The following is a 24,879-nucleotide window of genomic DNA, read 5'->3' as shown; positions in this document are numbered from 1 at the left end:
TGACGCTCGATTCCGAATCAGGGCGTGACGCAGGTCACGTCCCGGCGGTCGGCCTCGCCAGCGCCGTGGCGGCGCCCGCGAGGAACTGCGCCAGCGACTCGGTCACCACCGAACGCTCGGTCGTGAAGCCGGTGATCGACCACGTCACCACGGCGTTGCTCACCGCCCCGACGGCTGCGCTGGCCATCAGCTCGTGTGCGGCGTCGGGCAGGGCGGTGGTGTCGTCGCGGTCGGCCAGCACGCCGAGCATCAGGTGGCCGAAGCGCTGCATCCGGGACAGGTACGTCGACTCGACGCGCGCGCTGACGCCGAGCACCTCGAACCACACGACCCGCGCCAGCCGGGGGTCCTCCTCGACCAGGGCGAGGAAGGCGTCGAGTCCACGCCTGGCCAGGTCGCCGACCTCGCCGGCGCCGTCGCCCAGCGCGGTCAGCGCTGCCGCCTCGAGCCGGGCGGTGCACTCGTCGTACACCGCCACGAGGAGGTCCTCGGTGGAGTCGAACTGCTCGTAGAAGTAGCGGTCGCTGACCCGGGCCTCGCGGCACAGCAGCCGCACGGTCGTCGCGCGGTAGCCCGCGGTGCCGAAGAGCTCCAGCCCCGCGTCGAGCAGCTGGCGGCGCCGACGTCCGGCGCGGTCGCTCGCCGACTCCCCGGCATAGGTCCGCCCGCTCACGGTGTCATTCGACCACAGCGTCATTCGAGCACAGCGTCTTTCGAGCACTGGGACGCGAGTGGGCGACCAGCCCCGAGGCGGTGACAGACTGCGGGCATGGACAACCTCACCGTCATCGTGCTCGCCGCCGGCGGCGGCACCCGCATGAAGTCGAAGACCATGAAGGTGCTGCACCCCATCGCCGGGCGCTCCATGATCGGCCACGTGCTGCGCGCCGTGCAGGCCGTCGAGCCGACCAGCGTCGTCGCGGTCGTCGGCCACCAGCGCGAGCAGGTCGGTCCGCACATCACCGAGCTGCTGCCGGGCGCGGTGCTGGCGGTGCAGGAGACGCAGCAGGGCACCGGGCACGCCGTACGCGTCGCGATGGAGGCGTGCGGTGCGACCACCGGCACCGTCATCGTCGCCGCCGGCGACACCCCGCTGCTGGAGGGGGAGTCCCTCAAGGCCTTTGCCGAGGAGCACGAGGCCGCCCAGCGCGCGGTGAGCATCCTCAGCGGCCGGGTGGCGCGCCCGTTCGGCTACGGCCGGGTCGTGCGCAACGAGGAGGGTGACGTCGAGGCGGTCGTGGAGGAGAAGGACGCCACGCCCGAGCAGCGCGAGATCGACGAGATCAACTCCGGCATCCTGGCCTTCGACGCCGAGTTCCTGGTCTCGGCGCTGCCGCGGATCACCAACGACAACGCCAAGGGCGAGTACTACCTCACCGACGCCGTGGGCCTGGCCCGCGAGGACGGCCTCACCGTCGGCGCGCACCTCATCGAGGACGTCGCGCAGACCGAGGGCGCCAACGACCGCGCCCAGCTCGCCGAGCTCGGCAAGGAGCTCAACCGCCGCATCGTGACCCGCTGGATGAAGGACGGCGTCACCGTCATGGACCCCGCCACCACGTGGATCGAGGCCGACGTGGTCCTCGAGCCCGACGCCACGATCCTGCCCGGCACCCAGCTCCTCGGCGCGACCGTGGTCCGCGAGGACGCCGTGGTCGGGCCCGACACGACGCTGAAGGACTGCGAGGTCGGCGCCGGCGCGCGCGTCGTACGCACCCACGCCGAGCTCGCCGTCATCGGCGACCGCGCCAGCGTGGGGCCCTTCGCCTACCTCCGCCCCGGCACGCAGCTCGGCGTCGCGGGCAAGATCGGCACCTTCGTGGAGACCAAGAACTCCCAGATCGGCGACGGCGCCAAGGTGCCGCACCTGTCCTACGTCGGCGACGCCGAGATCGGCGAGGGCACCAACATCGGGGCCGGGACGATCTTCGCCAACTACGACGGGGTGGCCAAGCACCGCACCGTCATCGGCCGATTCGTCAAGACCGGCTCCAACAACACCTTCGTCGCGCCGGTCGCCGTCGGCGACGGGGCGGGCACGGCCGGCGGCACCGTCGTACGCCGCAGCGTGCCGGCCGGCGCCCTGGCGGTCAGCAGCTCCGCGCAGCGCAACCTCGAGGGCTGGGCGGAGTCCCGGCGGGCCGGGACCGCCCAGGCCGAGGCGGCGCGAACGGCGCGTGAACAGCAGGAGACGACCGAGGGGTGACCCCGGGGTTGGGGAAGGCCCGGTCCGTGGGCCAGACTCATCCCCAGCACCTCCGATGAGAGCCACCCCCAGGCTGACCAGCCCCAGCGAGGAGTCGCGTCGCGTGACCGGAATGAAGCGGACCACCGAGAAGAACCTGATGGTCTTCAGCGGCCGGGCGCACCCCGACCTCTCCCACGAGGTCGTCGACCTCCTCGAGTGCGGACTCGTCCCGCAGAGCGCCTACGCGTTCGCCAACGGTGAGCTCTACGTCCGCTACGAGGAGTCGGTGCGGGGGTGCGACGCCTTCGTGATCCAGAGCCACACCGCTCCGATCAACGAGTGGATCATGGAGCACCTGATCATGGTCGACGCCCTCAAGCGGGCCTCGGCGAAGCGGATCACCGTGGTCATGCCGTTCTACGGCTACGCCCGCCAGGACAAGAAGCACCGCGGCCGCGAGCCGATCTCGGCGCGCCTGGTGGCCGACCTGTTCAAGACCGCCGGCGCGGACCGCCTCATCACCGTCGACCTGCACGCCGACCAGATCCAGGGCTTCTTCGACGGCCCCGTCGACCACCTCATGGCGCTGCCGATCCTCACCGACTACGTCAAGGCCAAGTACGGCGACCAGCAGCTCGCCGTCGTCTCGCCCGACGCCGGCCGGATCAAGGTCGCCGAGCGCTGGTCGGCCCGCCTCGGCGGCGTACCCCTCGCCTTCATCCACAAGACGCGCCGCACCGACGTCGCCAACGAGGTCGTCGCCAACCGCGTGGTCGGTGAGGTCAAGGGCAAGATCTGCATCCTCACCGACGACATGATCGACACCGGCGGCACGATCGTGAAGGCCGCCGAGGCCTGCATGGCCGACGGCGCGGCCGGCGTGATCATCGCCGCCACCCACCCGATCCTGTCCGACCCCGCCGTCGACCGGCTGAAGAACTCCTCCGCCATGGAGGTCGTGGTCACCAACACGCTCCCGGTGCCGGCCGACAAGCAGTTCGACAAGCTCACCACGCTCTCGATCGCGCCGCTCATCGCGCGGGCGATCCGCGAGGTGTTCGAGGACGGCTCGGTGACGTCGATGTTCGACGGTCATGCCTAGGTCGACGGCGAGGAACGAGCCGGCTGCCGTCAAGGCATGAGATCGAGTAGCCCCACCGCTGAGCCTGCGAGGCGGTGACGGGCGTATCGAGATCCGCGTGACGGACGCAGGTCTCGATACGCCTCGCTCGGCTACTCGACCACCGAGACCGAGGTGCCCTCGCTCGGCTGCTCGACCACCGGGACTGAGCTTCAGAGCGTCCGGTCGAGGTCGTCGAGCGCGTCGTTCCACGCCCGGGCCAGGACCGTGGGGACGTCCCCGGTCGCGAGCGCGTCGGCGACCGTGGCGCGCAGCTGGCGGCGTACGGCGGGGGTGAGCGGCAGGCGCGGGAAGGCGTCGCCGATGCTGTCGGCCATCGCCTGGCCCGAGCGGAGCGCGAGGGCGAGGCCGTCGGTGACGTAGCGGGTGAGGTAGGGCTCGACCAGGTCGGCCTGTTCCCAGCCCCAGAACCCGGCGCCGACGGCGTCGAGCTCGTGGGTGCTGAGCTCGCCGCCCATGAAGCGCTGCCACATCTCGGCCTTGGCCTCGGCGGTCGGGACCGACGCGCGCGCCGAGAGCGCGGCGTGGTGACCGGCGACCGACTGGTCGCGCTCGGCCTCGGCGTCGATGTGCGAGGGGTCGCCGAGCTCGGCGAGGCGGTGGACCGCGGCCCAGCGCACGCTCGGGTCGACGTCGTCGCGCTCGAGCCACTGGACGAGGAAGCTCCGGTCGGCGCTGAGCCGCGCCAGCACCCGGGACGCGCCGGGCGCGAGGAGCGGGTCGCCGCCCTCCACGGCACCGCGGGCGATGTCGGCGATGACGGCGAGGTGTGCGCCGACCTCGGCGGGCTCGTCGTGCGCGCGGGTCACGAGCTGGAGCGCGCGCAGCACGCCCTCGACGACCAGCGGGTGCGACTCGGGCCGCAGGTGCCGGTCGGCCAGGGCGACCAGGTCGCCGACGGAGATGACCTGCGACTCGGCGAGGTCGACCGCGGTCCACCACAGCACCGCGCGGGTCAGCTGCGACTCGACCGACGACAGCCCGGCGGTGATCGCCGCCCACGACTGCTCGTCGGGCCGGATGACCGCGAAGGTCTCGTCGCCGGAGTTGGGCACCACGACCCGTCCGGCGAAGTCCTCGAGCCGCACCGGCTCCTCGCCGAGGTGAACGTCGCGGGAGCCCACGAGCTGCATCGCGTCGTCGTACGCCGACACGGTGAGGCGGTGCGGCCGCGAGCCCTCGCGGTGCAGCACCGGGACGCTCGGCCCGTCACCTGGGGCGTCGCGGGTGACGACGAGGGTGTCGAACCCGGTCGTGCGCAGCCACGCCGCCGCCCACGCGCGTACGTCGTGGTCGGTGGCGGAGTCGAGGGAGTCGAGGAACGCGGCCAGGTCGGCGTTGCCGAAGGCATGGGCGTTGAGGTGGGTGTTGACGCCGGCGAGGAAGTCCTCCTGGCCGAGCCAGTGGCCCAGCTGCTTGAGCGCGGCGTTGCCCTTGGCGTAGGTGATCATGTCGAAGTTGGCGAAGGCGGTGTCGACGTCGACGATCTTGTCGGTGTCCTCCGCGATCGGGTGGGTGGATCGGCGGCGGTCCGCGCGGTAGCCGGTGGGCTTGCGGGTGATCGCGGCCGAGGTCCAGGCGTCGGTGTAGCCCGCGGCGACGCCGGCGACGTCGTATCCCATGAAGTCGGCGAAGGACTCGTTGAGCCACGAGTCCTCCCACCACTTCATCGTGACGAGGTCGCCGAACCACATGTGCGCCATCTCGTGCGCGATCGTCGAGGCCAGCCACTGGCGCTGCAGCTCGGTCGGCGTGCCCTGGGTCAGGCCCTCGTCGCGGTAGACGACGCAGCCGGGGAACTCCATCGCGCCCCAGTTGAGCCCGGGGGCGAAGACCTGCTGGAAGTCGGCGTAGGGGTACTCCGGCTCGAAGATGCTCGTGTAGTGCTGGAAGCAGGTGCTGGTGATGCGGCGCAGCTCGTCGGCGTCACGGCGCAGCTCGCGCTCCTGCGAGGCCCGCGCGTGCCAGCCGAAGGGCAGCGTGCCGCCCGGCGCGGGGGCGTACGGCTCGTCCCACGTCACCGACACCCACGGGCCGCCGACGAGGGTGAAGAGGTAGGACGAGAACGGCGGGGTCGTGCCGAAGGTCCAGGTGTGCGGGGCCGCGTCGCCCTCGCCCGGCGTGCGCTGCTCGAGCGGGCCGTTGGCGAGGACGGTCCAGTGCGCGGGCGCGGTCACGGTGACGGCGAAGGTCGACTTGACGTCGGGCTGGTCGAAGCAGGGGATGACCTTCTGGGTGATGTCCATCGACGTGTGCGCGCAGACGTAGCGCTCGCCGTCGGCGGGGTCGATCGTCACGGTCATGCCGTCGCCGTCGGTGACGTAGGGCATCCGCGCGGTGACGCGGACCTCGTTGTGCGCCGCGAGGTCGGGCAGCGCGATCCGCCCGTCGGCGTACGCCGCCGGCTCGCCGTCGAGGGTGACGTCCGAGGCGCCGGTGAGCTCGAGGAACGTGGAGGCCCCCGGCTGCGTGCAGTCGAAGGTGATCCGTGCCTCGACCGTGAAGGCGTCGGTGGAGGTGAGGTCGAGGTGGACCTCGGTGTGGACGTCGGTCAGCAGGACGGCGCGCTCGCGCGCCTCGGGGAGCATCAGGGGCACCGGGTCACCCTAGTTGCGCGCACGGTGCGCGGATTCGACCCACCCCGGGGGGCGGGTCTAGAGTTCTGTGGTTGCCTCGGCGAGGGAGCCCGACGTACGACCCGGGACTCCGTGATCGACTGGGCCGGCCCGCACCGCTGCGCCGCGCTCACGATCCGGAGCGCGGCGTTCGTCGTCTCCGCACCCGCCGAGGACCCACGAGCCAGGGCCGCCAGGCCCGACCACCCGACTGATGGAGAACCCCATGTCTGCCCCCGAGAAGATCGTCGCCGAGGCCCGCACCGAGTTCGGCAAGGGCGCTGCCCGCCGCATCCGTCGCGACAACAAGATCCCCGCGGTCATCTACGGCCACGGCAACGAGCCGGTCCACGTGATCCTGCCCGGCCACCAGACGATGATGGCGCTCAAGCACGGTGGCGCCAACGCGCTCCTCGCGCTCGCCATCGACGGCAAGGAGCAGCTCGCGCTGACCAAGGACGTCCAGGTCGACCCGATCCGCCGCGTCATCGAGCACCTCGACTTCGTCGCCGTCATCCGCGGCGAGAAGGTCACCGTCGACGTCCCGATCCACGTCAAGGGTGAGGCCGGCCCCGACACGCTGGTCGTCAACGAGAACACGGTCGTCTCGGTCGAGGCCGAGGCCACGCACATCCCCGAGTTCTTCGAGGTCTCCGTCGAGGGCCTGCCCGCCGGCACCCAGATCCTCGCCAAGGACCTCGACCTCCCGTCGGGCACCACGCTGCTGGCCGACGAGGAGCTGCTCATCGTCAACGTGACCGAGCAGATGTCCGCCGAGGCCCTCGAGGCGGAGCTGGAGGAGGCCGAGGCCGACCTGGGCATCGAGCACGACCCGTCCAACGAGGAGATCGCCGAGGCGCAGACCGAGGCGAAGGCCGAGGACGCCGCGCAGGAGTCCGGCGAGGCCACCGACTCCGAGTGACCTGCTGAGCGGGCACTTCCTCGCGCACAGACACACTGACCGGGCGATTCCTCGCGCTGCACCGCGAGGAATCGCCCGGTCGGCGCATTTCAGCGCGACGAAGTGCCCGCTCGGCGATGAAAGGATGACGCGCATGAGTGACACGCAGGACGGGGTCTGGCTGGTCGTGGGCCTGGGCAACCCCGGACCCGCCTACGCCGGGCACCGCCACAACATCGGCTACCTCGTCACCGACGAGCTCGCGAGCCGGATGGGCAGTCCCTTCCGCAGCCACAAGTCGGGCCGGGCCGACGTCGTGGAGGGCCGGCTGTCGCTCGGCGGCCCCCGCGTCGTGCTGGCCCGTGGCCGCGGCTACATGAACGAGTCCGGTGGACCGGTCAAGGCGCTCGCGACCTTCTACAAGGTCGCGCCCGACCACGTCATTGCGATCCACGACGAGCTCGACATCGCCTTCGGCACGCTGCGCATCAAGCTCGGCGGTGGCGACAACGGCCACAACGGGCTGAAGTCGATGCGCTCCTCCCTCGGCACCGGCGACTTCTACCGCGTCCGGGCCGGCATCGGGCGCCCGCCCGGTCGCCAGCACGTGGCCGACTTCGTGCTGTCGAACTACTCCACCGTCGAGCGCAAGGAGCTGCCGTTCCAGGTCTCCGACGCCGCCGACGCGGTGGAGTCGCTGCTGACCGACGGCCTCGAGAAGACGCAGCAGCGCTTCAACTCCTGAGGGCCGGACGCGGGTCACCAATATCGACGAAAGCGCGCAGCTGCGCGGGGACCGACGCCGGCCGGACCCCACGATGGAGGCGTGCCGCCCCGCGGGGCGGCACACCAGCGTCAGACTCCAGACCGCCGCGCCGGGTCGTGGTCGGCCCAGGTTCCCGAAACCGCAGGGGCCGGCCCCGGGCGAGGAGGAGACCCGCAGGCCCTTCCCCCCGGGCCGCAGTCCCCGCCCAGCCTCGCCCCCCGGCGCGGTTCCCCGTGCTCAGGCAGGGGGGAGGACGACGGTCCACATGACCGCCTTGCCGGAGGCGAGGGACGACGTCGCGGACACGGCCGGCGCCGTTCCCGCCGCCACGCCCGCCTGGTCGCCGGCCGCCGCCGCGAGGAGCCCGGAACCGCTCCCGATCGTCGTCGCCCGCAGTGACAGCGGTGACGGCAAGGTCCAGGCGTGGACGTCGTTGGCCTTGTCGGCGAAGTAGCGCACGACCGTCGAGCCGGACTGCGTCACCGTCGCCGACGGAGCACTGTGCGTCGCGGTGGTGGTGGGCTCCGCCCGGCCCGTCGCCGTCGGGACGCCGGCACCGGAGTAGGCGAGCAGCACCATGCTGGTCTTCGAGGTCGCGTCGAGGACCACCTCGACGCTCGTCCCTGCCAGCCCTGCGCCCGCCGTACGGGTCAGGACCCACGACCGGACGTCGCTGCCGTCGGAGACCGTGCCCCGTGTGGTCCACCCGGCGGGCGGGGTGAGCGTCGCGGCCCGGTTGGTCGTGACCACCAGCACCAGGAGGTCTGTGGCGGCCACCGAGGAGGGAACGCCCACGCGGGGCCGGGTGGTGTTGGAGTCCGACGAGCTGCCGGCGCGCCACGCGGGGCCGGCCGGGGGCGGCGGGTCGTCTGCCACCACGACCTCGCGGGTCAGGGTCGCGGTGCTGCCCTCGTCGTCCGTCACGGTCAGCACGACCGGATAGCTCCCGGGCGAGGCGTAGACGTGGGACGTCGTCGCGCCGCTCCCCGTCGACTGGTCGCCGAACGTCCACGCGTGGGAGACCAGCGCGCCGCCGTCGGGGTCGCTCGACGCCCGGGCGTCGAAGGTGCACGTCAGCGCCTGGCAGGTCGAGGTGAACGACGCCAGCGGGTCGGCCGGGGGAGGGGGCTCGGAGCCGGAGACCAGGACGACGGTGTACTCCTGACCGCCTCCGGCGGCCAGCGTCGCGCCGGCCACGCCGGGGACGAGCACGGGCGTCGAGCGGTTGGTGGTCGTGCCGTCGCCGACCTGGCCGGCGCCGTTGGATCCCCAGGCCAGCACCCGGCCGTCGGCCCGTACGGCCACGCCGGTGTCGCGTCCGGAGCCGATCGACACGATCGACGTCAGGCTGCGGACGGCGACCGGACGGGTGCGCGTCGTGGTGGTGCCGTCGCCGAGGTTGGCGCGGTAGTTGCGACCCCAGGCGACGACGGTGCCGTCGGTGCGCAGGGCGTAGGAGTGGTGGGCGCCCGCGATCACCTGGGCGATGCCGCTGGCGACCTGGACCGGCGACGTACGGTCGGTCAGGCTGCCGTCGCCGACCTGGCCGTAGTCGTTCGATCCCCACGCCCACACGGTGCCGTCGCTGCGCAGGGCCAGTCCGTGGTCACGACCGCCGGCGATGCCGACGATGTCGGTGAGGGAGCCCACCCGCACCGGCGTGGTGCGTCGCACGGTGGTCCCGTCGCCGAGCTGCCCCTCGTCGTTGCGGCCCCACGCCACCACCGTGCCGTCGGCGCGCAGGGCGTACGACATGTTGCGACCTGCGGCCAGCGCGGTCGCGTCGCTCAGGCCGGTGACCCGCACGGGCGTACGCCGCAGCGTGGTCGTGCCGTCGCCCAGCTGGCCGTCGGCATTGAGGCCCCACGTGCGCACACTGCGGTCGGCGAGCAGCGCGAGCGAGTGGTTGTGCCCCGTCTCGACGGCGGTGGCCCCGGCGAGACCGGGCACCTGGCCCGGTGACGTCCGGTTGGTCGTGGTGCCGGTGCCGAGCTGCCCCTCCCGGTTGCTGCCCCACGTCCAGACGGTCCCGTCCGAGCGCAGGGAGGCGACGTGCTCCCGACCGCCGTGCATGTCGACCACGTCGGAGAGGCCGACCACCGGGCCCGGCGTGGGCCCGGCCTGGGTGGTGCCGTCGCCGAGCTGGCCGAAGGCGTTGCCGCCCCAGGTCCATGGCACCCCGGGAGGACTGGCCGCTGAAGCGGGAGCGGCGGGGCCCGTCGTCGTGCCGAGCGCTGCCAGCACGCTGGCCGCCAGGACGGCCGCTGCCCCTGCCCGGCCGGTCCGCCGCGCGCTCATGTCAACGGTCCAACCGCAGCAGGATCGTCCACGCCGTGGCGCTTCCGGAGGCGGCGTCGGCCGTGGCGGTCAGCCCGCCGTACGGTCCCTGGTCGACCGGTCCTCCGGAGTCGGCGAGGACGCTGCACACGCGCCCGGAGCTGGTGCCGCAGATCGCCTGTCGGCCCGTGGTCCCGGCTGGGAGGGTGAACCCGGTGGTCGCCGAGGACTTGTCGGCCCAGTAGGACACCGCCCAGTCGCCCGCCCCGGCCTTCACCGTCGGCGTGGTGTGGGCCGCTCGGACCACGGTCTCGGCCGCCGAGGCGACCTGCGGTGCGAGCATGTCGCCGCTGTAGCTGGCCAGCGTGAGCGTGTACTTCAGCGCGGCTTCCATCGAGAACCGCACGTGTCGACCCGCGTCGCCGGCCGCCGCGGTGCGTGTCCACACCAGGGTCTTCATGCTGCCCGAGCTCCCCGAGCCGAGCAGCGTCCACCCGGTGACGCCGCTGGTCGGGTCACCGGTGGTGCGGGACGCGTCGTTCACCGACAGCACCAGGACCATCCGGTCCCCGGCGGAGGTGGCGGCCGGGACCAGGGTGCTCGGGGTGGACGCGTTGCCCTGGGTGGCGGTGCTGCCGGCCAGCGTGATCTGCCGGATCGCGACCGGCGAGACGTCCCGGGTGGTGTCGCCGGTCCCGCCGTCGCCGTCGGTGACGTCGAGCCGCGCGGTCCGCGTGCCGGCCGCGTCGTAGACGTGGGTCGTCGTGGGGGAGGTCGTGGTGTCGCCTGTGCCGTCGCCGAAGTCCCACTCGTACGACGTCACCGTCCCGTCCGCGTCGGACGAGGCGCCCGCGTCGTAGCTGCAGACGAGGTAGCGGCACGTCACCGTGAACGCGGCGACGGGCGCAGCGTTGGTGCGGGTCACCTCCACCGGGACCACGACCGAGCCGGTCGTGCCCTCGTCGTCGGTGACGGTGAGCGTCACCTCGCGCGTCCCGGAGCTGAGAAAGTCGTGGTCCACCGTCCGTCCGGTCGCCGTGCCGCCGTCACCGAAGTCCCAGGCCCAGCCGGTCACCGAGCCGTCCGGGTCGCTCGACGCGGCCGCGTCGAAGGTGCAGGCGGTGCTGGTGCAGTCGTGGGTGAAGGCCGCGGTCGGTGCCTGGTTGGGCTCGACGGTGCGCAGCACGACCGAGGACATGGTGGCCGAGCCGCTGGTGGCGTCGGCGGTGGCGAGCAGGCCGCCGTACGCCCCCGAGGGCACCGCCGCGCCGGAGTCGGCCATCACGCTGCACACCCGTCCCGTGCCCGTGCTGCACACGGCCTGCCGGGAGGTCACGTCGCCGGGCAGGGTGAAGCCAGTCGTCGCTGAGGTCTTGTCCGCCCAGTAGGACACGACCCACGAGCCGGGGGGCGCCTCGACCACCGGGGTGGTGTGGCCGGCGCGGACGACGGTCTCGGCGAGGTGCGCCGAGACGAGTGCGCCCGTGCGCACGCCCGACCAGGCGCCGACGGTCATGGTGTACTTCGCGGCCGCGTCCAGCGTCACGGTGGTGCGCCGCCCGGCGTCCCCGGCCGCGGCCACCTTGCTGTAGACCACCGTCTGCATCGATCCCGAGGTCGTCGTGCCGAGCACCGTCCAGCCGGAGGTGCCCGTCGGAGCGCCGACCACGCGGTTCGACGCGTTGAGCGACAGCGTCATCACCAGTCGGTCACCCGCGGACACCGTCGCCGGGGGCGTGACGTTGGGCGAGCTCGCGTTGCCCTGGGTCGCGGCACCGCCGACGTACGACACGGTGCTGGACGAGGGCGCGGCGACCACGACCTGCACGGTGGAGGTCGTGTCGGCGGCCCCGTCGTCGTCGGTCACCTCCAGCGACACCGTGTAGGTGCCGGGTGCGGCGAAGGTGTGGTCGGTGGTCGCGCCCGAGCCGGTGCCACCGTCCCCGAAGTCCCAGGCGTACTCCGTCAGCACCCCGTCGCCGTCGCTCGAGTCGCCGGCGTCGAGCTCGCAGGCGAGGAAGTCGCAGAGGAGGGAGAACGCGGCGGTGGGGGGCACGTTGGGCTTCTCCACGGTGACCTGCTGGGTGGTGCTGTGGGTCAGCCCGCCGTCGTCGGTGACGGTGAGGGTGACCTCGTAGGTCCCGGAGTCCACGAAGTCCTTCTCCGGGGCGGGGCCGCCGGCCTGGTCGCCGTCGCTGAAGGTCCACTCGTACGACGACACGCTGCCGTCGTCGTCGGAGGAGCCCCCGGCGTCGAAGGTGCACGTGGTGCCGGTGCACGCGGAGGTGAAGGCGGCCGTGGGTGCGGTGTTGGGCAGCACGGAGGCGAGGAAGAGCGCACGGCCACGCCAGTCGATGCTCGCGTTCGCGACCGCGGAGGTGCCACTGGGGGCGCCGTTGGCGAAGGGGATCCGCAGCAGCTGGCCCGTCGTGCCGTTGACGACGTAGAGGGTCGCGCCGTCGACGAACATGCCCCGGGCGCTGCTCCAGGCGATGTTGCCGCCCGAGACGGTGTTCTCGACACCGCCGATGATGCCGCTGTCGGGGGAGAACCACCGCCAGTAGAGCGCGTTCTGCCCGCTGCGGGTGTAGTAGATGCGGCCGTCGGCGTAGAAGGTCCCGGTCAGGGAGCTGAGCTGGGCGTACCAGGTCGGCAGGACGCCGGCGTACGTCTGGCCGAGGGCGCCGCTTCCGGTCTCGACGCTGCTCCACAACGGGTCGAGGTAGGGGTTGACCCGAGCCGGGGGTCCGAAGGCGGTGCCGTCGAAGGACCGGCTGTAGAGGTATCCGTCGGTCTGGCCGTAGAAGAGGGTCCGGCCGACCATGACCGAGCCGCGCACGTTCGTCCAGTCGAAGGTGTCGGTGCTGACGGTGGCCTGGGACGTGACGGTGGTGCCGTCGAAGGCCAGCACGGAGGCGCGTGTCGCATTGGCGGTCGTCGACTGCGGTCCGCCGATGTAGACGTTTCCGGGCAGGGTGCCCGCGCTGGTCGAGGCGGTGTCGTAGCCCTCCGAGTAGGGGAAGTAGGCGATCCGCGCTCGCTGGTAGCGACGGTCGGCGATGTACTCGGTGTCGCTCACCACCCAGATGCCGCTGTCGGTCTCGTAGACCTCGTAGGCCGCCTCGCCACGGGGGTGTCGGCCCGGGTTCCACTTCAGCGGGATGCCGGTGAGCGGGTCGAGGGCCGCCAGGCCCGCGCGCGGGACGGCGCCCTGGGCGGCCCGGTCCGAGCCGTTCGGGTTGTTCATCCACCGCTGGTGCCCGCCGACGAACACCGCGGCCCGGGTCACCTCGACCCCCCACAGCGTGTCGCCGCCCGAGACGTTGGACCACGTGGGCTGGAGTGTCGTCCCACTGGCCCAGGTCTCCCAGCGCGACGCGGTGTCGCACAGGGTGCCGCTGACCGGACCGCCGGTGGTGGACACCACGAAGTAGGACCCGTCCGGGGACATCTCGACGTCGCGCATGTAGCTGTCGAAGGCGCGCGGCGAGCAGATGGGCGTGTACCGGGCGGTGTACCAGTCGGGCACGACCTGCGCGGTGGGGCCGGTGAGGTCGATCATGACGATCTGGTCACGGGCGATGCCGTCCACGGTGCGGAAGTTGCCGACGACGGCCAGGCGTCGGCCGTCCGGGGTCAGGGCCGTCTCCCGCGGACCCACCGGTGCCTTCGCGCCGGTCCCGGTGTTGTGGTTGCCGACGAAGGTGAGGTTCATGAAGGAGTCCCGCGCGCCCGTGGTCGCGTTCAGGGTGATCAGCTGGCCGGAGTCGAGGCCTGCGACCTTCCGGAAGTAGCCGCCGACCATCAGCCGGTTGCCGGGCAGCATCTCGAGGGAGGACACCCCGCCCGCCGTGCTGGGGGCCCTGAACGAGGTCACTGCCTGCCCGGTGCGTACGTCGAGGAGCTGCAGGTGGTTGGGCCCCTTGCCGTTGACCTTGGTGAAGTCGCCGGCGACGTAGACGGTGTCGGCGGTCGGCCCGGGGAGCAGCTGCTGCACGGCTCCGTCGAGGGTCGGGTTGAAGGTCTGGCTGACCTGGCCGGTGGCGGCGTCGAAGGCGAAGAGGTTCTGGCGGGAGTAGGGGGTGCCGTTCATCGGGTCGGCGACCCGGGTGAACGCACCGCCGGCGACCATCAGGTCGCCGACCTGGACGATCTTGAGGACCTGGCCGTCGAGGACCCAGGGGGTCTTCCGACTGGGGACGTCACCGGGCATCCGGTTCGCGCTCGGGCCGGCGGCGGTGACCGTCGCGGCGCCTGCCGGCGCCGTCCCTGCCAGGGCGGTGACGGCTCCGAGCGGCAGCGAGACCGCCAGGCTGACGAGGACGGTGACGAACCGGTGCATGCGCACGGGGACCTCCTGCGAGGTGGGCTGGGCCGCGTGGACGCCGAAGGTCGGCACGCCCTCAGCAGGGTCATTCGACCGGGTCGTGCTCCCGTGTCGCAGTCGTGTGCAGGGGTCTCGCCACCTTTGGGTAGGTGGTGTCGCGCCAGCCCCCCGGGCGGTAGTCGGGGTCCTCGACCTGGTCGACGGAGAGCGGCCCGAACGCGGGGAGCCCGGCGCTGTGCCGCACCAGTCCCCACACCAGCGGAAGGAGCACGAGCACGGCCACACCGACGAGCAGGACGGTCATCGGCTGCACGTCGTGCTCACCGGCGCCGAGCACCGACCAGCCCGCCTTGTCGAGGAGGGCGACCCCCGACATGGTTAGCACCACCACGATCCCGCGACGCACGAAGGACTGCCGCACCCGGGGCGCGGCGAGGCTGCCGAGCACGGTGCCGGGCACGGAGCCGAGGACGAGGGGGATGGTGATGCCCAGGTCGATGCCGTGCAGGGCGATGTTCGAGATCGCCGCCGCGAGCACGAGGGGGACGGCCTGCACCAGGTCGGTGCCGACGAGGCGCACCGCCGCGAGACCGGGGTAGAGCATCAGCAGGGCGATCATGATCACCGACCCCGAGCCGACGCTGGTGATGCCGACCAGGAGCCCGCCGAGCGCACCGACGAGGAGGGTGGGGAGCGGTCGCACCGTCGGGTGCGACACGGTCGTCGCCCCGGTGCGCATGCGCCGCAGGTTGAGGTAGAGGCGCAGGGCGTAGGTGAGGGCGGCGAAGAGCAGTGCGAAGCCGATGCACATCGTGAGCACGCGGTCGAGGTCGCCGGGAGGTGCCAGCCAGCTGATCAGGTGGGGGCCGAGCAGGGCCGTCGGCACCGAGCCGAGGACCAGCCACCCCGCGAGGCGGAGGTCGGGCGATCCCTCGCGCTCGTGCACCAGCGCACCGCCGGTCTTGTAGATCGCGGCCGCCGTCAGGTCGGCGGTCACCACCGTGGGGGCGTCACCCACGCCGAGGAAGATCAGCGCGGGCGTCATCAGCGCGCCACCGCCCATCCCGGTCAGGCCGACGACGATGCCGACGACGAAGCCGGCCAGCACGATCGCCACGAACGTCGTCGTGAGCACCTCTGTCATCTGCAGCGTCCCCGTCCCGTGCGCCGTTCGGTCGGCCCCATCTGAGCCCCGCCCGGGGGAAGGGGGCCGCGCTCGACAGGCAGGCTCACTCATTTCGGTGATAACTCCGCTGGGCCACTCGGCGCCGGAGCGTGCGTCCATACGTTCCGCATCGACAGATGTCCCGAATCGACACGTCGTGCCGCCAGCGGGCTCGCGACCGGACGGCACCTAGGGGTAGTGGCATGAACGCATCGCAGTCGGGGCAGCGCTCCCGCCGAGCAGTGGTGATGGCGGCGGTGGGGACACTCGTCTCGACCCTCCTGGGCGTGCTGGCCCTGGCCCCACCGTCGGCCGCGGCCGACGTGATCGCCTTCCGCGCCTCCGCGCAGGTGGCGGCCAACGTCTCCACCGCCCGCGTCACCATCCCCGCAGAGGTGCAGGAGTCCGACGGGATGCTCCTGTTCGTCACCACCAACGTCGCGAACGCGATCGCCACCCCACCGGACGGCTGGACCCTCGAGGGCACCCGGCAGGCGGGGAGCGACACCCAGACCACGCTCTACAGCAGGGTCGCGGCGGCGAACGACGCCGGGCGCAACGCGGCTGTCACGTTCACCGCTGCGACCAAGGCGACGCTCACCCTGCTCGCCTACGACGGCACCGCCGCGGACCCGGTGGCGCTGGTCGCCTCGGCCGCTGAGACCACGTCGCGCGCCACCCACACGACGCCGGGCGCCACCGTCGCCGAGGACGGGTCGATGGTGGTGTCCTACTGGGCCGAGAAGTCCGGGTCGAGCGACGTCGGCTGGGCGACCCCAGCCGGCCAGACCCGTCGCAGCATCGCCCTCGGCAGCGGCAACGGACGCATCACCTCCATGGCCACCGACCCCGGCGCCCCGTCGGCGGCCGGCGCCAGCGCGGGCGTCGCGGCCACCTCGGTCGTCGCGAGCCTGAAGGCCACGATGTGGACCGTCGTCCTCCAGGCCGACCAGTCCGAGGACACCAACGTCGCGCCGGTCGCGTCCTTCACGGTCAGCTGCGCGGGCGCCACCTGCACGGTCGACGGGTCCGGTTCGACCGACACCGCGCCGGGCACGGTCGCGTCCTACGCCTGGGACTTCGGCGACGGCACCACGGGCACCGGCCTGTCCGCCACCCGCACCTATGCGACCGGCGGGACCAAGACGATCACCCTCCGGGTGACCGACGACGAAGGTGCGGTCTCGGCCCCCGTGACGCGCGCCGCCGAGCCCGTCGTCGGCGGCGGAGGCACCGACGGCGACAGCATCGCGTTCCGCGCTGCCGCGGAGACGTCGTGGAACCAGACCACCGCCCGGGTGACCATCCCGGCCTCGGTGCGGGAGACGGACGGCATGCTGCTCTTCGTCACCAGCAACATCGCCGGAGCGCTGACGTCGCCGCCCGAGGGCTGGACGTTCGTCAGCCGGCGCGTCGACACGGACACCGAGACCACGCTTTACAGCCGGGTCGCGGCGGCCAACGACGCCGGACGCAACGCGGCCGTCACCTTCTCCGCCACGGCCAAGTCGACGCTCACCCTCCTCGCCTACGACGGGACGGCCGTCGACAACCCGGTCGGGACCTTCGCGTCCCTCGCCGAGTCGACCTTCCGCGCGACGCACACCACACCCGGTGCCCAGGTGAGCCAGGACGGGTCGTGGGTGGTCTCCTACTGGGCCGACAAGTCCTCGGGCACCACGTCGTGGGCGCTGCCCGCCGGCCAGACCGCGCGCAGCACCGCCGTCGGGACCGGAACCGGCAGGATCACGTCCGTCGCGTCCGACCAGGGCGCCCCGGCCACCGCCGGTGCCTCGCCGGCTCGCACGGCGACGGCGAACGCCTCGTCGGGCAAGGCCACCATGTGGACGGTCGTGCTGAGGCCCGACCCGCTGTCCAACCCCAACGTGTCGCCGGTGGCCTCGTTCACCGTGAGCTGCCCCGCGGCCACGTGCACGGTCGACGCCTCCGGCTCGAGCGACACAGCACCGGGCACCATCGCGTCGTACGCATGGGACTTCGGTGACGGCACGACCGGCACCGGCGTGTCGACGACCCACACGTACGCCACCGGCGGCGCGAAGACGATCACCCTCACCGTGACCGACGACCAGGGCGCGGTGTCCACGCCGGCCACCAGGACCGCGAACCCGGTGGTGGGCGGCAGCGTCGGTGGCCAGCCGGTCCCGGGGCACAACCGTCTGGTCCCGGACCGGCCGCGGACCAACACTCCGCGCATCAACAACGGCGAGATCTGGGACATCGAGGTCATCCCGTCGCTCAACCGGGTGTTCATCGCCGGCAACTTCACGTCCCTCGCCAACACCATCGCGCCGACGACGACGATCAACCAGGCGGGCCTGGCGAGCTACAACCTCCAGACCGGACTGATCGACACGAGCTTCCGCCCCACGTTCAACGGCGGGGTGAACGCGGTCGAGGCCTCGCCGGACGGCACCAAGCTGTTCGTCGGTGGCTCGTTCAACACCGTCAACGGAGTCACCAGGCAGAAGGTCGCCAGCCTCAACCTCACCACCGGTGCGCCGCTGTCGACGTTCGGGTTCACCAACAACACCAACAACCAGGTCCAGTCGCTGGCCGCCTCCAACAGCACGCTCTACGTCGGTGGCAGGTACACCCGCGTCAACGGGGTCCTGCGCACGGGGCTCGCGGCGGTCAATGCCGCGTCGGGCGTCGTCGACCAGGCCTTCGACAACCAGCTGGCGGGCGGCATCGGCACCAACGGACAGCTCGGCGTGCCGCAGCTGAAGCTGACCCACGACGGGACCAAGCTGCTGGTCGTCCACACCGGACGCCAGATCGACGGCCAGGACCGTCTGGGCATGGGCATCATCGACACCGCCACCAAGGAGCTGCTGCCCTGGCGCAGCACCCTGTGGGACGACTACCTGCCGGTCGTCGGTGGCGTCACCCGGATCTATGCCGGTGACATCGCGCCTGACGACTCCTACTTCGTGGTGACCAGCGGGTCGGGTGGCGACCGGCCGCCGATCCAGGACACCGCCGTCGCCTACCCGTTGGACGCCAGCTCGCTCCAGGACTCCGACGTGCAGCCGCTGTGGATCTCCCGGGCCTTCGACAGCATCTACTCGGTGGCCATCACCGAGACCGCGGTCTACCTCGGGGGCCACTTCAACTTTATCGAGTCGCCGACGGCCGACGACCCGTGGCCGGGGCTCGACAACGTCGGCTACGGCTGGGGTCAGGGACTGTCGGGCTACGGCCTCGGCGACCAGGTGGTCCGCCGCGAGCACATCGCCGCGATCAACCCCGTCGACGGCAAGTCGCTGGAGTGGAACCCGCTCGACGGCTCGAACTCGTTCGAGGGCGACAAGGCCATGGAGGCCACGTCCCGCGGCCTGTTCGTCGGTGGTGACGGGGCGTGGAAGGGAGGCGTGAACACCGGCCGGGTCGCGTTCTTCGACTTCAACAGCGTGCCGTTCCCGGTGCCGGCCCCGGACACGACGATCACCGCTCCGATCGAGGGCCGGGTCGTCGCCAACAGCACCGAGTTCGAGATCACGGGCACCGCGCGGGTGGCGACCGGCACCGTCGGGCGCGTGCAGGTGCAGGTCCAGGACCGGAACAACAACCAGTCGCTCCAGGACGCCGGAGGCGCGTTCACCACGTTCGGAAGCGCCGCCAACACCCTCAACGCCACGCTCGACCCGGGCACGGGAACCACCCGGACCTGGCGCGTGACCGTGCCCGCCACGAGCATCACCACGAACCGGAACCTGACGGTCTGGGCGCAGGCGTTCACGGCGGCAACCGGCGGCACGGGTGACTCCACCAGGGCCAGCAAGAGGATCGAGTCCTTCGGTCTCGACGACCAGACCCCGACGACCAGCATCAGCGGGCCGTCCGGGATCCAGTCCTCCACCACCTTCACCGTGACCGGGACCGCCAGCGACGACAACGGCGTCAACTCGATCACGCTCTTCTTCCAGGACGCGCAGGGCCGCTACCTGCAGAACGACGGCACGGTGGGTGCGATCTATAACACCTTCCGCGCCACCCCCGACGTCATCGGTGCCACGGCGGCGACCTGGTCCTACGAGCTGACGGTGCCCTCCGAGGGTGAGTGGCGCGGCAGTGCCACAGCCGTCGACAGCGCCGGTCAGTCCGACCTGCGAAGTGACGTCCGCACCTGGCTCGTCGACTCCAGCGCGGTGGCGCCCACGGTGACGGTCACGGACCCGGTCCCGATGACGCCGCCCTTCGCGGTACCCGCCATCACGGTCGAGCCCGGTGGACGCGTGACCTTCGCCGGCACCGCGTCGGACGACGAAGGGCTGAAGGACGTCACGATCACCCTGCGCAACAGCTCCACCGGGGAGGCCCTCCGCAACGACTGCACCTGGGGTGTCGGCCAGGCCGGCAACTGCCGGGTCTCACCGGTGAACATCGCCGGTGCCAACTACAACTGGACCTACACGACCCCGTTCGACCTCGCGGCAGGCACCTACAGCTTCACCGTGCGTGCCACCGACGACCAGGACCTGACCACGTCCTCGACCAACCAGGGCCGCCTGACGGTCAACGCCCAGTTCGCCGGGGACCTGCCGCCGAACGCCACCATGGCGTTCGTCGCGCCGACCGACAAGTCACTGACGGTCAACCTGGCAGGCACGGCCACCGACGACATCGGGGTCGAGAGCGTGCGGGTGTCGCTGCAGGACCGCGACACCGGACGCTACCTGCAAGCCAACGGCACGACCTCGGCCACCATCGCCTATCGCAACGCCGACCTCGCCCCGGCCAACGCGACGTCCACGGCCTGGTCGTTGCCGCCCATCACGCTCCCGACCGGAGGTGACTGGCGCTTCACGGCCATCGCGTTCGACACCAGGGGACAGCAGGACCCCAGCGCGGCCACGGCCGGCTACCGGGTCTACCCGGGCGACGGCCTGCCGACGCTGAACGAGACGCTGGCGCAGCCCTCGGACAACGCCACGTTCAGCGACGGGCGGATCGTGATCAACGGTCGAGCCGAGGACGCCGACGACGCGTTCGCCAGCATCGCGGCCGTCCAGGTCGCCGTCGTCAACGAGCAGGGTCAGTACATGAGCGGCTCCGGGACGTTCACCAGCACCAACCCGAGCTTCCGCAACGCGTTCCTCAACAGCCCCGGCAGCGTGGGGTCGAACTACTCCTACACGACGCCGGTCATCCCGCCCGGGACCTACAGCGTCATCGTCCGGTCGGTCGACGTCAACGACCAGGTCATGGACCCGCCAAAGACGTCGACGGGCATCGTCGTCACCTCACCCGCCAACAACCCGCCGGTGGCCAGCTTCACCTACACGTGCAACCAGAACGTCTGCACCTTCGACGGCCGGGGCTCCACCGACGAGAACGCCGCCTCGCTGACGTACTCGTGGAACCTGGGAGGCACGGGGTCCACCGTCAACGGCAGCGGCCCGCTGCCGACGAGGACCTACAGCTCGCCCGGGACGTTCCTGGTGACCCTGACGGTCCGCGACGAGTGGCAGGTCACGCACACGTCCGAGCCGCAGGAGGTCACGATCGCGGAGCCCGCGGGCAACAGCGCTCCGGTGCCGACGTTCGTCCAGAGCTGCACCGGCCTGACCTGCTCGGTGAGCAGCCAGGGCACAGCCGACCCCAACGCCGGGGACTCGATCAACTACTCGTGGAACTGGGGTGACGGCACGGCACTCAGCACGGGCGCCACTCCTTCGGCGCACGTCTACGCCGCGGCCGGCAGCTACACGATCACGCTGACCGCGACGGACGGCTGGGGCAGGGCGGCGTCGACCACTCGCACGGTCAACCTGTCCGAGCCGGCCGGCAACGCGGCGCCCACGGCCACCTTCACGGCGGCCTGCACCTCCTTCACGGTCTGTCAGATGAACAGCGCCGGCACCGCCGACCCGGATGGTGACTCCATCCGCTACGCGTGGACGTTCGGAGACGGCGGCACGAGCACGGCGACCAACCCCTCACGGACCTACGCCGCGGTCGGCACCTACACGGTGACCCTCACAGTGACCGACGTCTGGGGTCGATCGGCCACGGCCACCCGGATCATCACGATCGAGGAGCCGACGACCAACACCGCCCCGACGGCCGTCATCGCCTCGGGCACCTGCACCACGAGCAACACCACGTGCACGATGAGCGCTGCAGGCAGCAGTGACCCGGACACCGCGTCCGGCGACGCCATCCGCAACTACGTGTGGAGCTGGGGTGACGGGACCCCGGACACCACGGGCACGTCGGCCAATCAGTCCCACGTCTTCCCGACGTCGGGCACCTACACGGTGAGCCTGCGGGTGCTCGACAAGTGGGGGCGGGCCAGCAGCTCGGTCACGACCTCGGTGACCACGGCGGCGGAGCCGGGCGGCAACGCCGGACCGGTCGTGGTCTTCAACCAGCCCACGTGCGTTGTCCGGACCTGCTCGGTCAGCAGCGCCGGCACCGTCGACGCCGACGGCGGCATCCGCAGCTACACCTGGAAGTGGGGCGACGGGACGGGGGACACCGTCACCACGTCGACCAACACCCAGAGCCACGTGTACGCCGCCGCGGGCACCTACACCATCACGCTCGTCGCGACGGACAACTGGGGGCGGACCACCACGGTGACGCGGACGGTGACGCTCACCTGACGCCTGCCCCACGACGAGGGCCGCGGACCCGGAGGTCCGCGGCCCTCGTCGCGCTGCCATCCCTCAGGTTGGGTAACTCGGGGTCGATTCGGGGTCGGACCCGTGACATCCGTGGCAGGGCTCACCTACCGTCGCGGGGTCCGCCGGGGCTCGTCGGAGCCCCCGGGCACCCCGTCGCTGCCCCCCGTCGTGACGGTGGACCACCCCCGTTCGGGCGCGCGGCTCGTGAGACCCGGCTGCTGCGCGGCCCACCGAAAGGCCCACCCATGTCCACTTCGCTGTCTCGCCGCTCCGCCCTGCGCATCGCCGCCTCCGGAGGTGCCGCCGCACTGGTCGGGGCGGGCATCGGCCCCGCCCTCGCCTCACCCGGCCTGTCCGCCGTCCTCGACGCCCCCGTCGTCACCCTCGGGACGCCGCTCGTCCTGCGCATCACCCTCGACCCCGACACCGTGCGCCGCGTGAGCGTGTGGGACCTCAGTGGAACCACCTGGACCCGCATCGCGAGCACCTCGCGCACGCAGACCTGGACCGCGGCGCCGAGGGTCGGCGGTGGCCAGGTCGTGATCGGCTCGGTCCGCGTCGACGGCACCCGCTACCGCGACCGCGTCGACTACGAGGTCGCGGGCAGCACGACCGACGCCCCAGCGATCGGCAACGGTCCCCTCATCGGCATGAACGCCCCCGCCGACCTCTGGGACCGGCGGACTGCCGAGGTCGGGGTCGCGCTCGGGTCACGCCGCATCTTCGCCGACCTCGCCGCCGGTGCGTCCAACCAGATCCGCCTCGTCGAGGAGGCGCACGCCGACGGGATGCTCCCGGTGATCTCCTACAAGGTCGGTGGCGACGCCTCAGGTGCCGCCGCGGGCAGGTACGACGCGGTCGCGACGGCCGCGGCCGCACAGCTGGCGTCGTACGGCCTGCCCACGGCCGTCACGGTCTGGCACGAGCCCTACAAGGACATGACGGGCGCGCAGTACACGGCGATGAGCCGTCGCCTGCTGTCGATCTTCCGTCGCGACGAGGTCCGCGTGGGCCCGATCCTCAACGGGTGGCTGCTCGACAACCGGATCGACGAGTTCGAGCAGTTCTGCGACGAGGAGCTCTTCGAGCTCTGGCAGTACGTCGCGATCGACACCTACGAGGCCGGGACGATGGCCTCGCCCGGCGCCGCCAAGCCCGCCGCGCGGATCCCGGCGCTCGCCGACTACGTGCGCTCGCGCGGGTACGACCTCCCGCTGGGCGTCGGGGAGTACAACGGCTACTCCTACCGCACCCTGCTCGACGTCGGTGAGGCGATGTTCAGCACCCCGAACGTGTGGTTCGGCTGCGTGTGGAACAACTCGGCCGAGATCTCCGAGGTGCTGACCGCCGACCGCCTCAGGGCGTTCCGCGAGACCGCTGCCGACCCTCGTGCCGCCGAGCCCCTGACGGGGGCGTAGCGGCGCGGAGCGCCCGTTCGCGCGCACCTCTCGTCGCCGCCGCCTACCCCATTTGGGGGAGGCGGTGTCTGGCCGGATCACGTCATGTGGTAGGGCGTCGATTCGCGCCGGGCACAGGTGTCACGTACGGTGCGGCGCGTTCAACGAACACGGGCCTGGGGCCGCGCGCTGGACACGGGGGAAGTCGATGCGCGCGACGTCACCGGGCCGATCGCCCCCGCACCCCCTGCATCGAAGGAACACACTCGTGGACCCAGTCACCCGTCGCAACATGCTCCGACTCGCCGGTGGTGCGACCACCGCCGGCCTCGTCGGTGCCTCGGCCGTCGCGCCCGCCCACGCAGCCCGCACCAGGGTGCAGGCGCGCCTGAAGACCGACGTGGTGGAGGTGGGCGGACTGCTCACGCTCCACATCTCCGAGAATCTCCGCCAGGGGCGCCGGATCCGGGTGCGCGACCGCAGCGGTCTGGAGTGGAAGCGCGTCATCAAGCGTCGCCGCTACGAGATGTGGACCGCCCGCGCGACCACGGTCGGCGCCGGCACCGTCACCGCGGTGGTGAAGCGTGCCGACGGCAAGGTCTTCCGCAAGCAACTCGACTACAGCGTCGTCGGGTCGCAGTCGACCAACCCCACCGCTCTCGGTGCCGCCGCCCTCATCGGCATGAGCGCGATGCCGGACCAGTGGAGCCAGAAGATCTCCGAGGTCGGTCCGGGGGTGAGCGCGCGCCGCATCTTCGCTGACCTGGCGAGCGGCCCCACCACCCAGCTCAAGCTGGTGGAGGAGGCGCACGAGGCCGGCATGCTGCCCGTCATCTCCTACAAGGTGGGCGGCGACGTCAGCGGTGCCATCGCCGGCAGGTTCAACGCGGCCGCCGAGCAGGCGGCCGCCCGGCTGGCGTCGTACGGCAAGCCCACGGCGGTCACGATCTGGCACGAGCCCTACAAGGACATGAGCGGTGCGCAGTTCGCTGCGATGCACCAGCGGCTCATGCCGCTCTTCAAGCGCGACCAGCTGAAGGTCGGGCCGATCCTCAACGGGTGGCTGCTCGACAACCAGGTGGCAGCGTTCGAGTCCTTCTGCCCCGACCCGCTCTTCGACCTCTGGGACTACTTCGCGATCGACACCTACGAGTCCGGGACCATGGCGTCGCCGGGCGAGGCCAAGCCGGGGGACCGCATCCCGGCGCTCTCGAGCTACCTGCGCTCGCGCGGGCACGACCTGCCCATCGGCGTGGGTGAGTACAACGGCTACTCGGCTGCGACCATCCGCGCCGCAGGTGAAGCCCTGCTCAGCACGCCGAACGTGTGGTTCGGCTGCCTGTGGAACGTCACCGGTGGTGTGGGCCACGAGTTGACCGGTGACCGGCTCGAGGCGTTCCGCGGCACCCTGGCCGACCCGCGTGCGGGCCGGGTGGCCTGACCAGCAAC

At 71.8% G+C, this 24,879-nt stretch carries 12 protein-coding genes; 7 read left to right on the top strand and 5 right to left on the bottom strand.

Annotated elements, in window-relative coordinates; genetic code table 11:
• Positions 1 to 34: 34 nt before the first annotated feature.
• Positions 35 to 673, bottom strand: coding sequence for a TetR/AcrR family transcriptional regulator (locus IRX98_RS05955; RefSeq protein ID WP_224274734.1), 639 nt, complete (start codon positions 671 to 673; stop codon positions 35 to 37).
• A 96-nt stretch (positions 674 to 769) separates the two neighbouring features.
• On the opposite strand from IRX98_RS05955, the gene glmU reads away from it, so the two are divergent.
• Complete coding sequence (gene glmU, locus IRX98_RS05950) at positions 770 to 2,206, top strand: bifunctional UDP-N-acetylglucosamine diphosphorylase/glucosamine-1-phosphate N-acetyltransferase GlmU (RefSeq protein ID WP_224274732.1); 1,437 nt, start codon at positions 770 to 772, stop codon at positions 2,204 to 2,206.
• A gap of 112 nt (positions 2,207 to 2,318) precedes the next feature.
• Positions 2,319 to 3,290 (top strand): ribose-phosphate diphosphokinase, encoded by a 972-nt coding sequence (locus IRX98_RS05945; protein WP_224274929.1) that lies wholly within the window; start codon positions 2,319 to 2,321, stop codon positions 3,288 to 3,290.
• 191 nt (positions 3,291 to 3,481) lie between these two features.
• On the opposite strand, the gene pepN is transcribed toward IRX98_RS05945, so the two are convergent.
• Entirely contained in the window at positions 3,482 to 5,917 is a 2,436-nt protein-coding gene (gene pepN / locus IRX98_RS05940) for an aminopeptidase N (RefSeq protein WP_224274928.1), read from the bottom strand.
• Positions 5,918 to 6,170: 253 nt separating this feature from the next.
• Here pepN and IRX98_RS05935 point away from each other — a divergent pair, with 253 nt between their 5' ends.
• Together IRX98_RS05935 and pth are read left to right on the top strand one after the other, a co-directional pair.
• Complete coding sequence (locus IRX98_RS05935) at positions 6,171 to 6,866, top strand: 50S ribosomal protein L25/general stress protein Ctc (RefSeq protein WP_224274730.1); 696 nt, start codon at positions 6,171 to 6,173, stop codon at positions 6,864 to 6,866.
• Between the two features lie 133 nt (positions 6,867 to 6,999).
• Positions 7,000 to 7,590, top strand: a complete 591-nt coding sequence (gene pth / locus IRX98_RS05930) for an aminoacyl-tRNA hydrolase (protein WP_372456029.1) — start codon at positions 7,000 to 7,002, stop codon at positions 7,588 to 7,590.
• Between the two features lie 258 nt (positions 7,591 to 7,848).
• Here the strand turns inward: pth and IRX98_RS05925 are convergent, their stop codons facing one another.
• From IRX98_RS05925 to IRX98_RS05910, 3 genes are read right to left on the bottom strand one after another with little or no spacing between them, the layout of a single operon-like run.
• A complete protein-coding gene (locus tag IRX98_RS05925) occupies positions 7,849 to 9,909 on the bottom strand; it encodes an RCC1 domain-containing protein (RefSeq protein WP_224274725.1) in 2,061 nt (686 codons plus the stop codon).
• 1 nt (position 9,910) lies between these two features.
• A complete protein-coding gene (locus IRX98_RS23355; RefSeq protein WP_308044401.1) occupies positions 9,911 to 14,287 on the bottom strand; it encodes a PKD domain-containing protein in 4,377 nt (1,458 codons plus the stop codon).
• Positions 14,288 to 14,300: 13 nt separating this feature from the next.
• On the bottom strand, positions 14,301 to 15,359 hold the full coding sequence (locus IRX98_RS05910) for a sulfite exporter TauE/SafE family protein (protein WP_224274723.1): 1,059 nt from the start codon (positions 15,357 to 15,359) through the stop codon (positions 14,301 to 14,303).
• 224 nt (positions 15,360 to 15,583) lie between these two features.
• Between IRX98_RS05910 and IRX98_RS05905 the strand changes: the two genes are divergently transcribed.
• From IRX98_RS05905 to IRX98_RS05895, 3 genes are all read left to right on the top strand, one after another.
• Positions 15,584 to 22,012, top strand: coding sequence for a PKD domain-containing protein (locus IRX98_RS05905; RefSeq protein ID WP_224274722.1), 6,429 nt, complete (start codon positions 15,584 to 15,586; stop codon positions 22,010 to 22,012).
• A gap of 266 nt (positions 22,013 to 22,278) precedes the next feature.
• Positions 22,279 to 23,451, top strand: a complete 1,173-nt coding sequence (locus IRX98_RS05900) for a hypothetical protein (RefSeq protein ID WP_224274721.1) — start codon at positions 22,279 to 22,281, stop codon at positions 23,449 to 23,451.
• A 247-nt stretch (positions 23,452 to 23,698) separates the two neighbouring features.
• On the top strand, positions 23,699 to 24,871 hold the full coding sequence (locus IRX98_RS05895; protein WP_224274720.1) for a hypothetical protein: 1,173 nt from the start codon (positions 23,699 to 23,701) through the stop codon (positions 24,869 to 24,871).
• Positions 24,872 to 24,879: the final 8 nt, after the last annotated feature.

The sequence above is a fragment of the Nocardioides lacusdianchii genome (assembly GCF_020102855.1).
Lineage (GTDB): Bacteria > Actinomycetota > Actinomycetes > Propionibacteriales > Nocardioidaceae > Nocardioides > Nocardioides lacusdianchii.
The sequence above is the reverse complement of the archived record's forward strand: the minus strand, read 5'-3'. Positions and strand labels throughout refer to the sequence as shown.

Bases quoted from the DNA above. Each gene is read 5' to 3' on its own strand.
- IRX98_RS05935 (WP_224274730.1), top strand. From the start codon at position 6,171: ATGTCTGCCCCCGAGAAGATCGTCGCCGAGGCCCGCACCGAGTTCGGC.
- IRX98_RS05905 (WP_224274722.1), top strand. From the start codon at position 15,584: ATGAACGCATCGCAGTCGGGGCAGCGCTCCCGCCGAGCAGTGGTGATG.
- pepN (WP_224274928.1), bottom strand. From the start codon at position 5,917: ATGCTCCCCGAGGCGCGCGAGCGCGCCGTCCTGCTGACCGACGTCCAC.
- IRX98_RS05900 (WP_224274721.1), top strand. From the start codon at position 22,279: ATGTCCACTTCGCTGTCTCGCCGCTCCGCCCTGCGCATCGCCGCCTCC.
- pth (WP_372456029.1), top strand. From the start codon at position 7,000: ATGAGTGACACGCAGGACGGGGTCTGGCTGGTCGTGGGCCTGGGCAAC.
- IRX98_RS05910 (WP_224274723.1), bottom strand. From the start codon at position 15,359: ATGACAGAGGTGCTCACGACGACGTTCGTGGCGATCGTGCTGGCCGGC.
- IRX98_RS05945 (WP_224274929.1), top strand. From the start codon at position 2,319: ATGAAGCGGACCACCGAGAAGAACCTGATGGTCTTCAGCGGCCGGGCG.
- IRX98_RS05925 (WP_224274725.1), bottom strand. From the start codon at position 9,909: ATGAGCGCGCGGCGGACCGGCCGGGCAGGGGCAGCGGCCGTCCTGGCG.
- glmU (WP_224274732.1), top strand. From the start codon at position 770: ATGGACAACCTCACCGTCATCGTGCTCGCCGCCGGCGGCGGCACCCGC.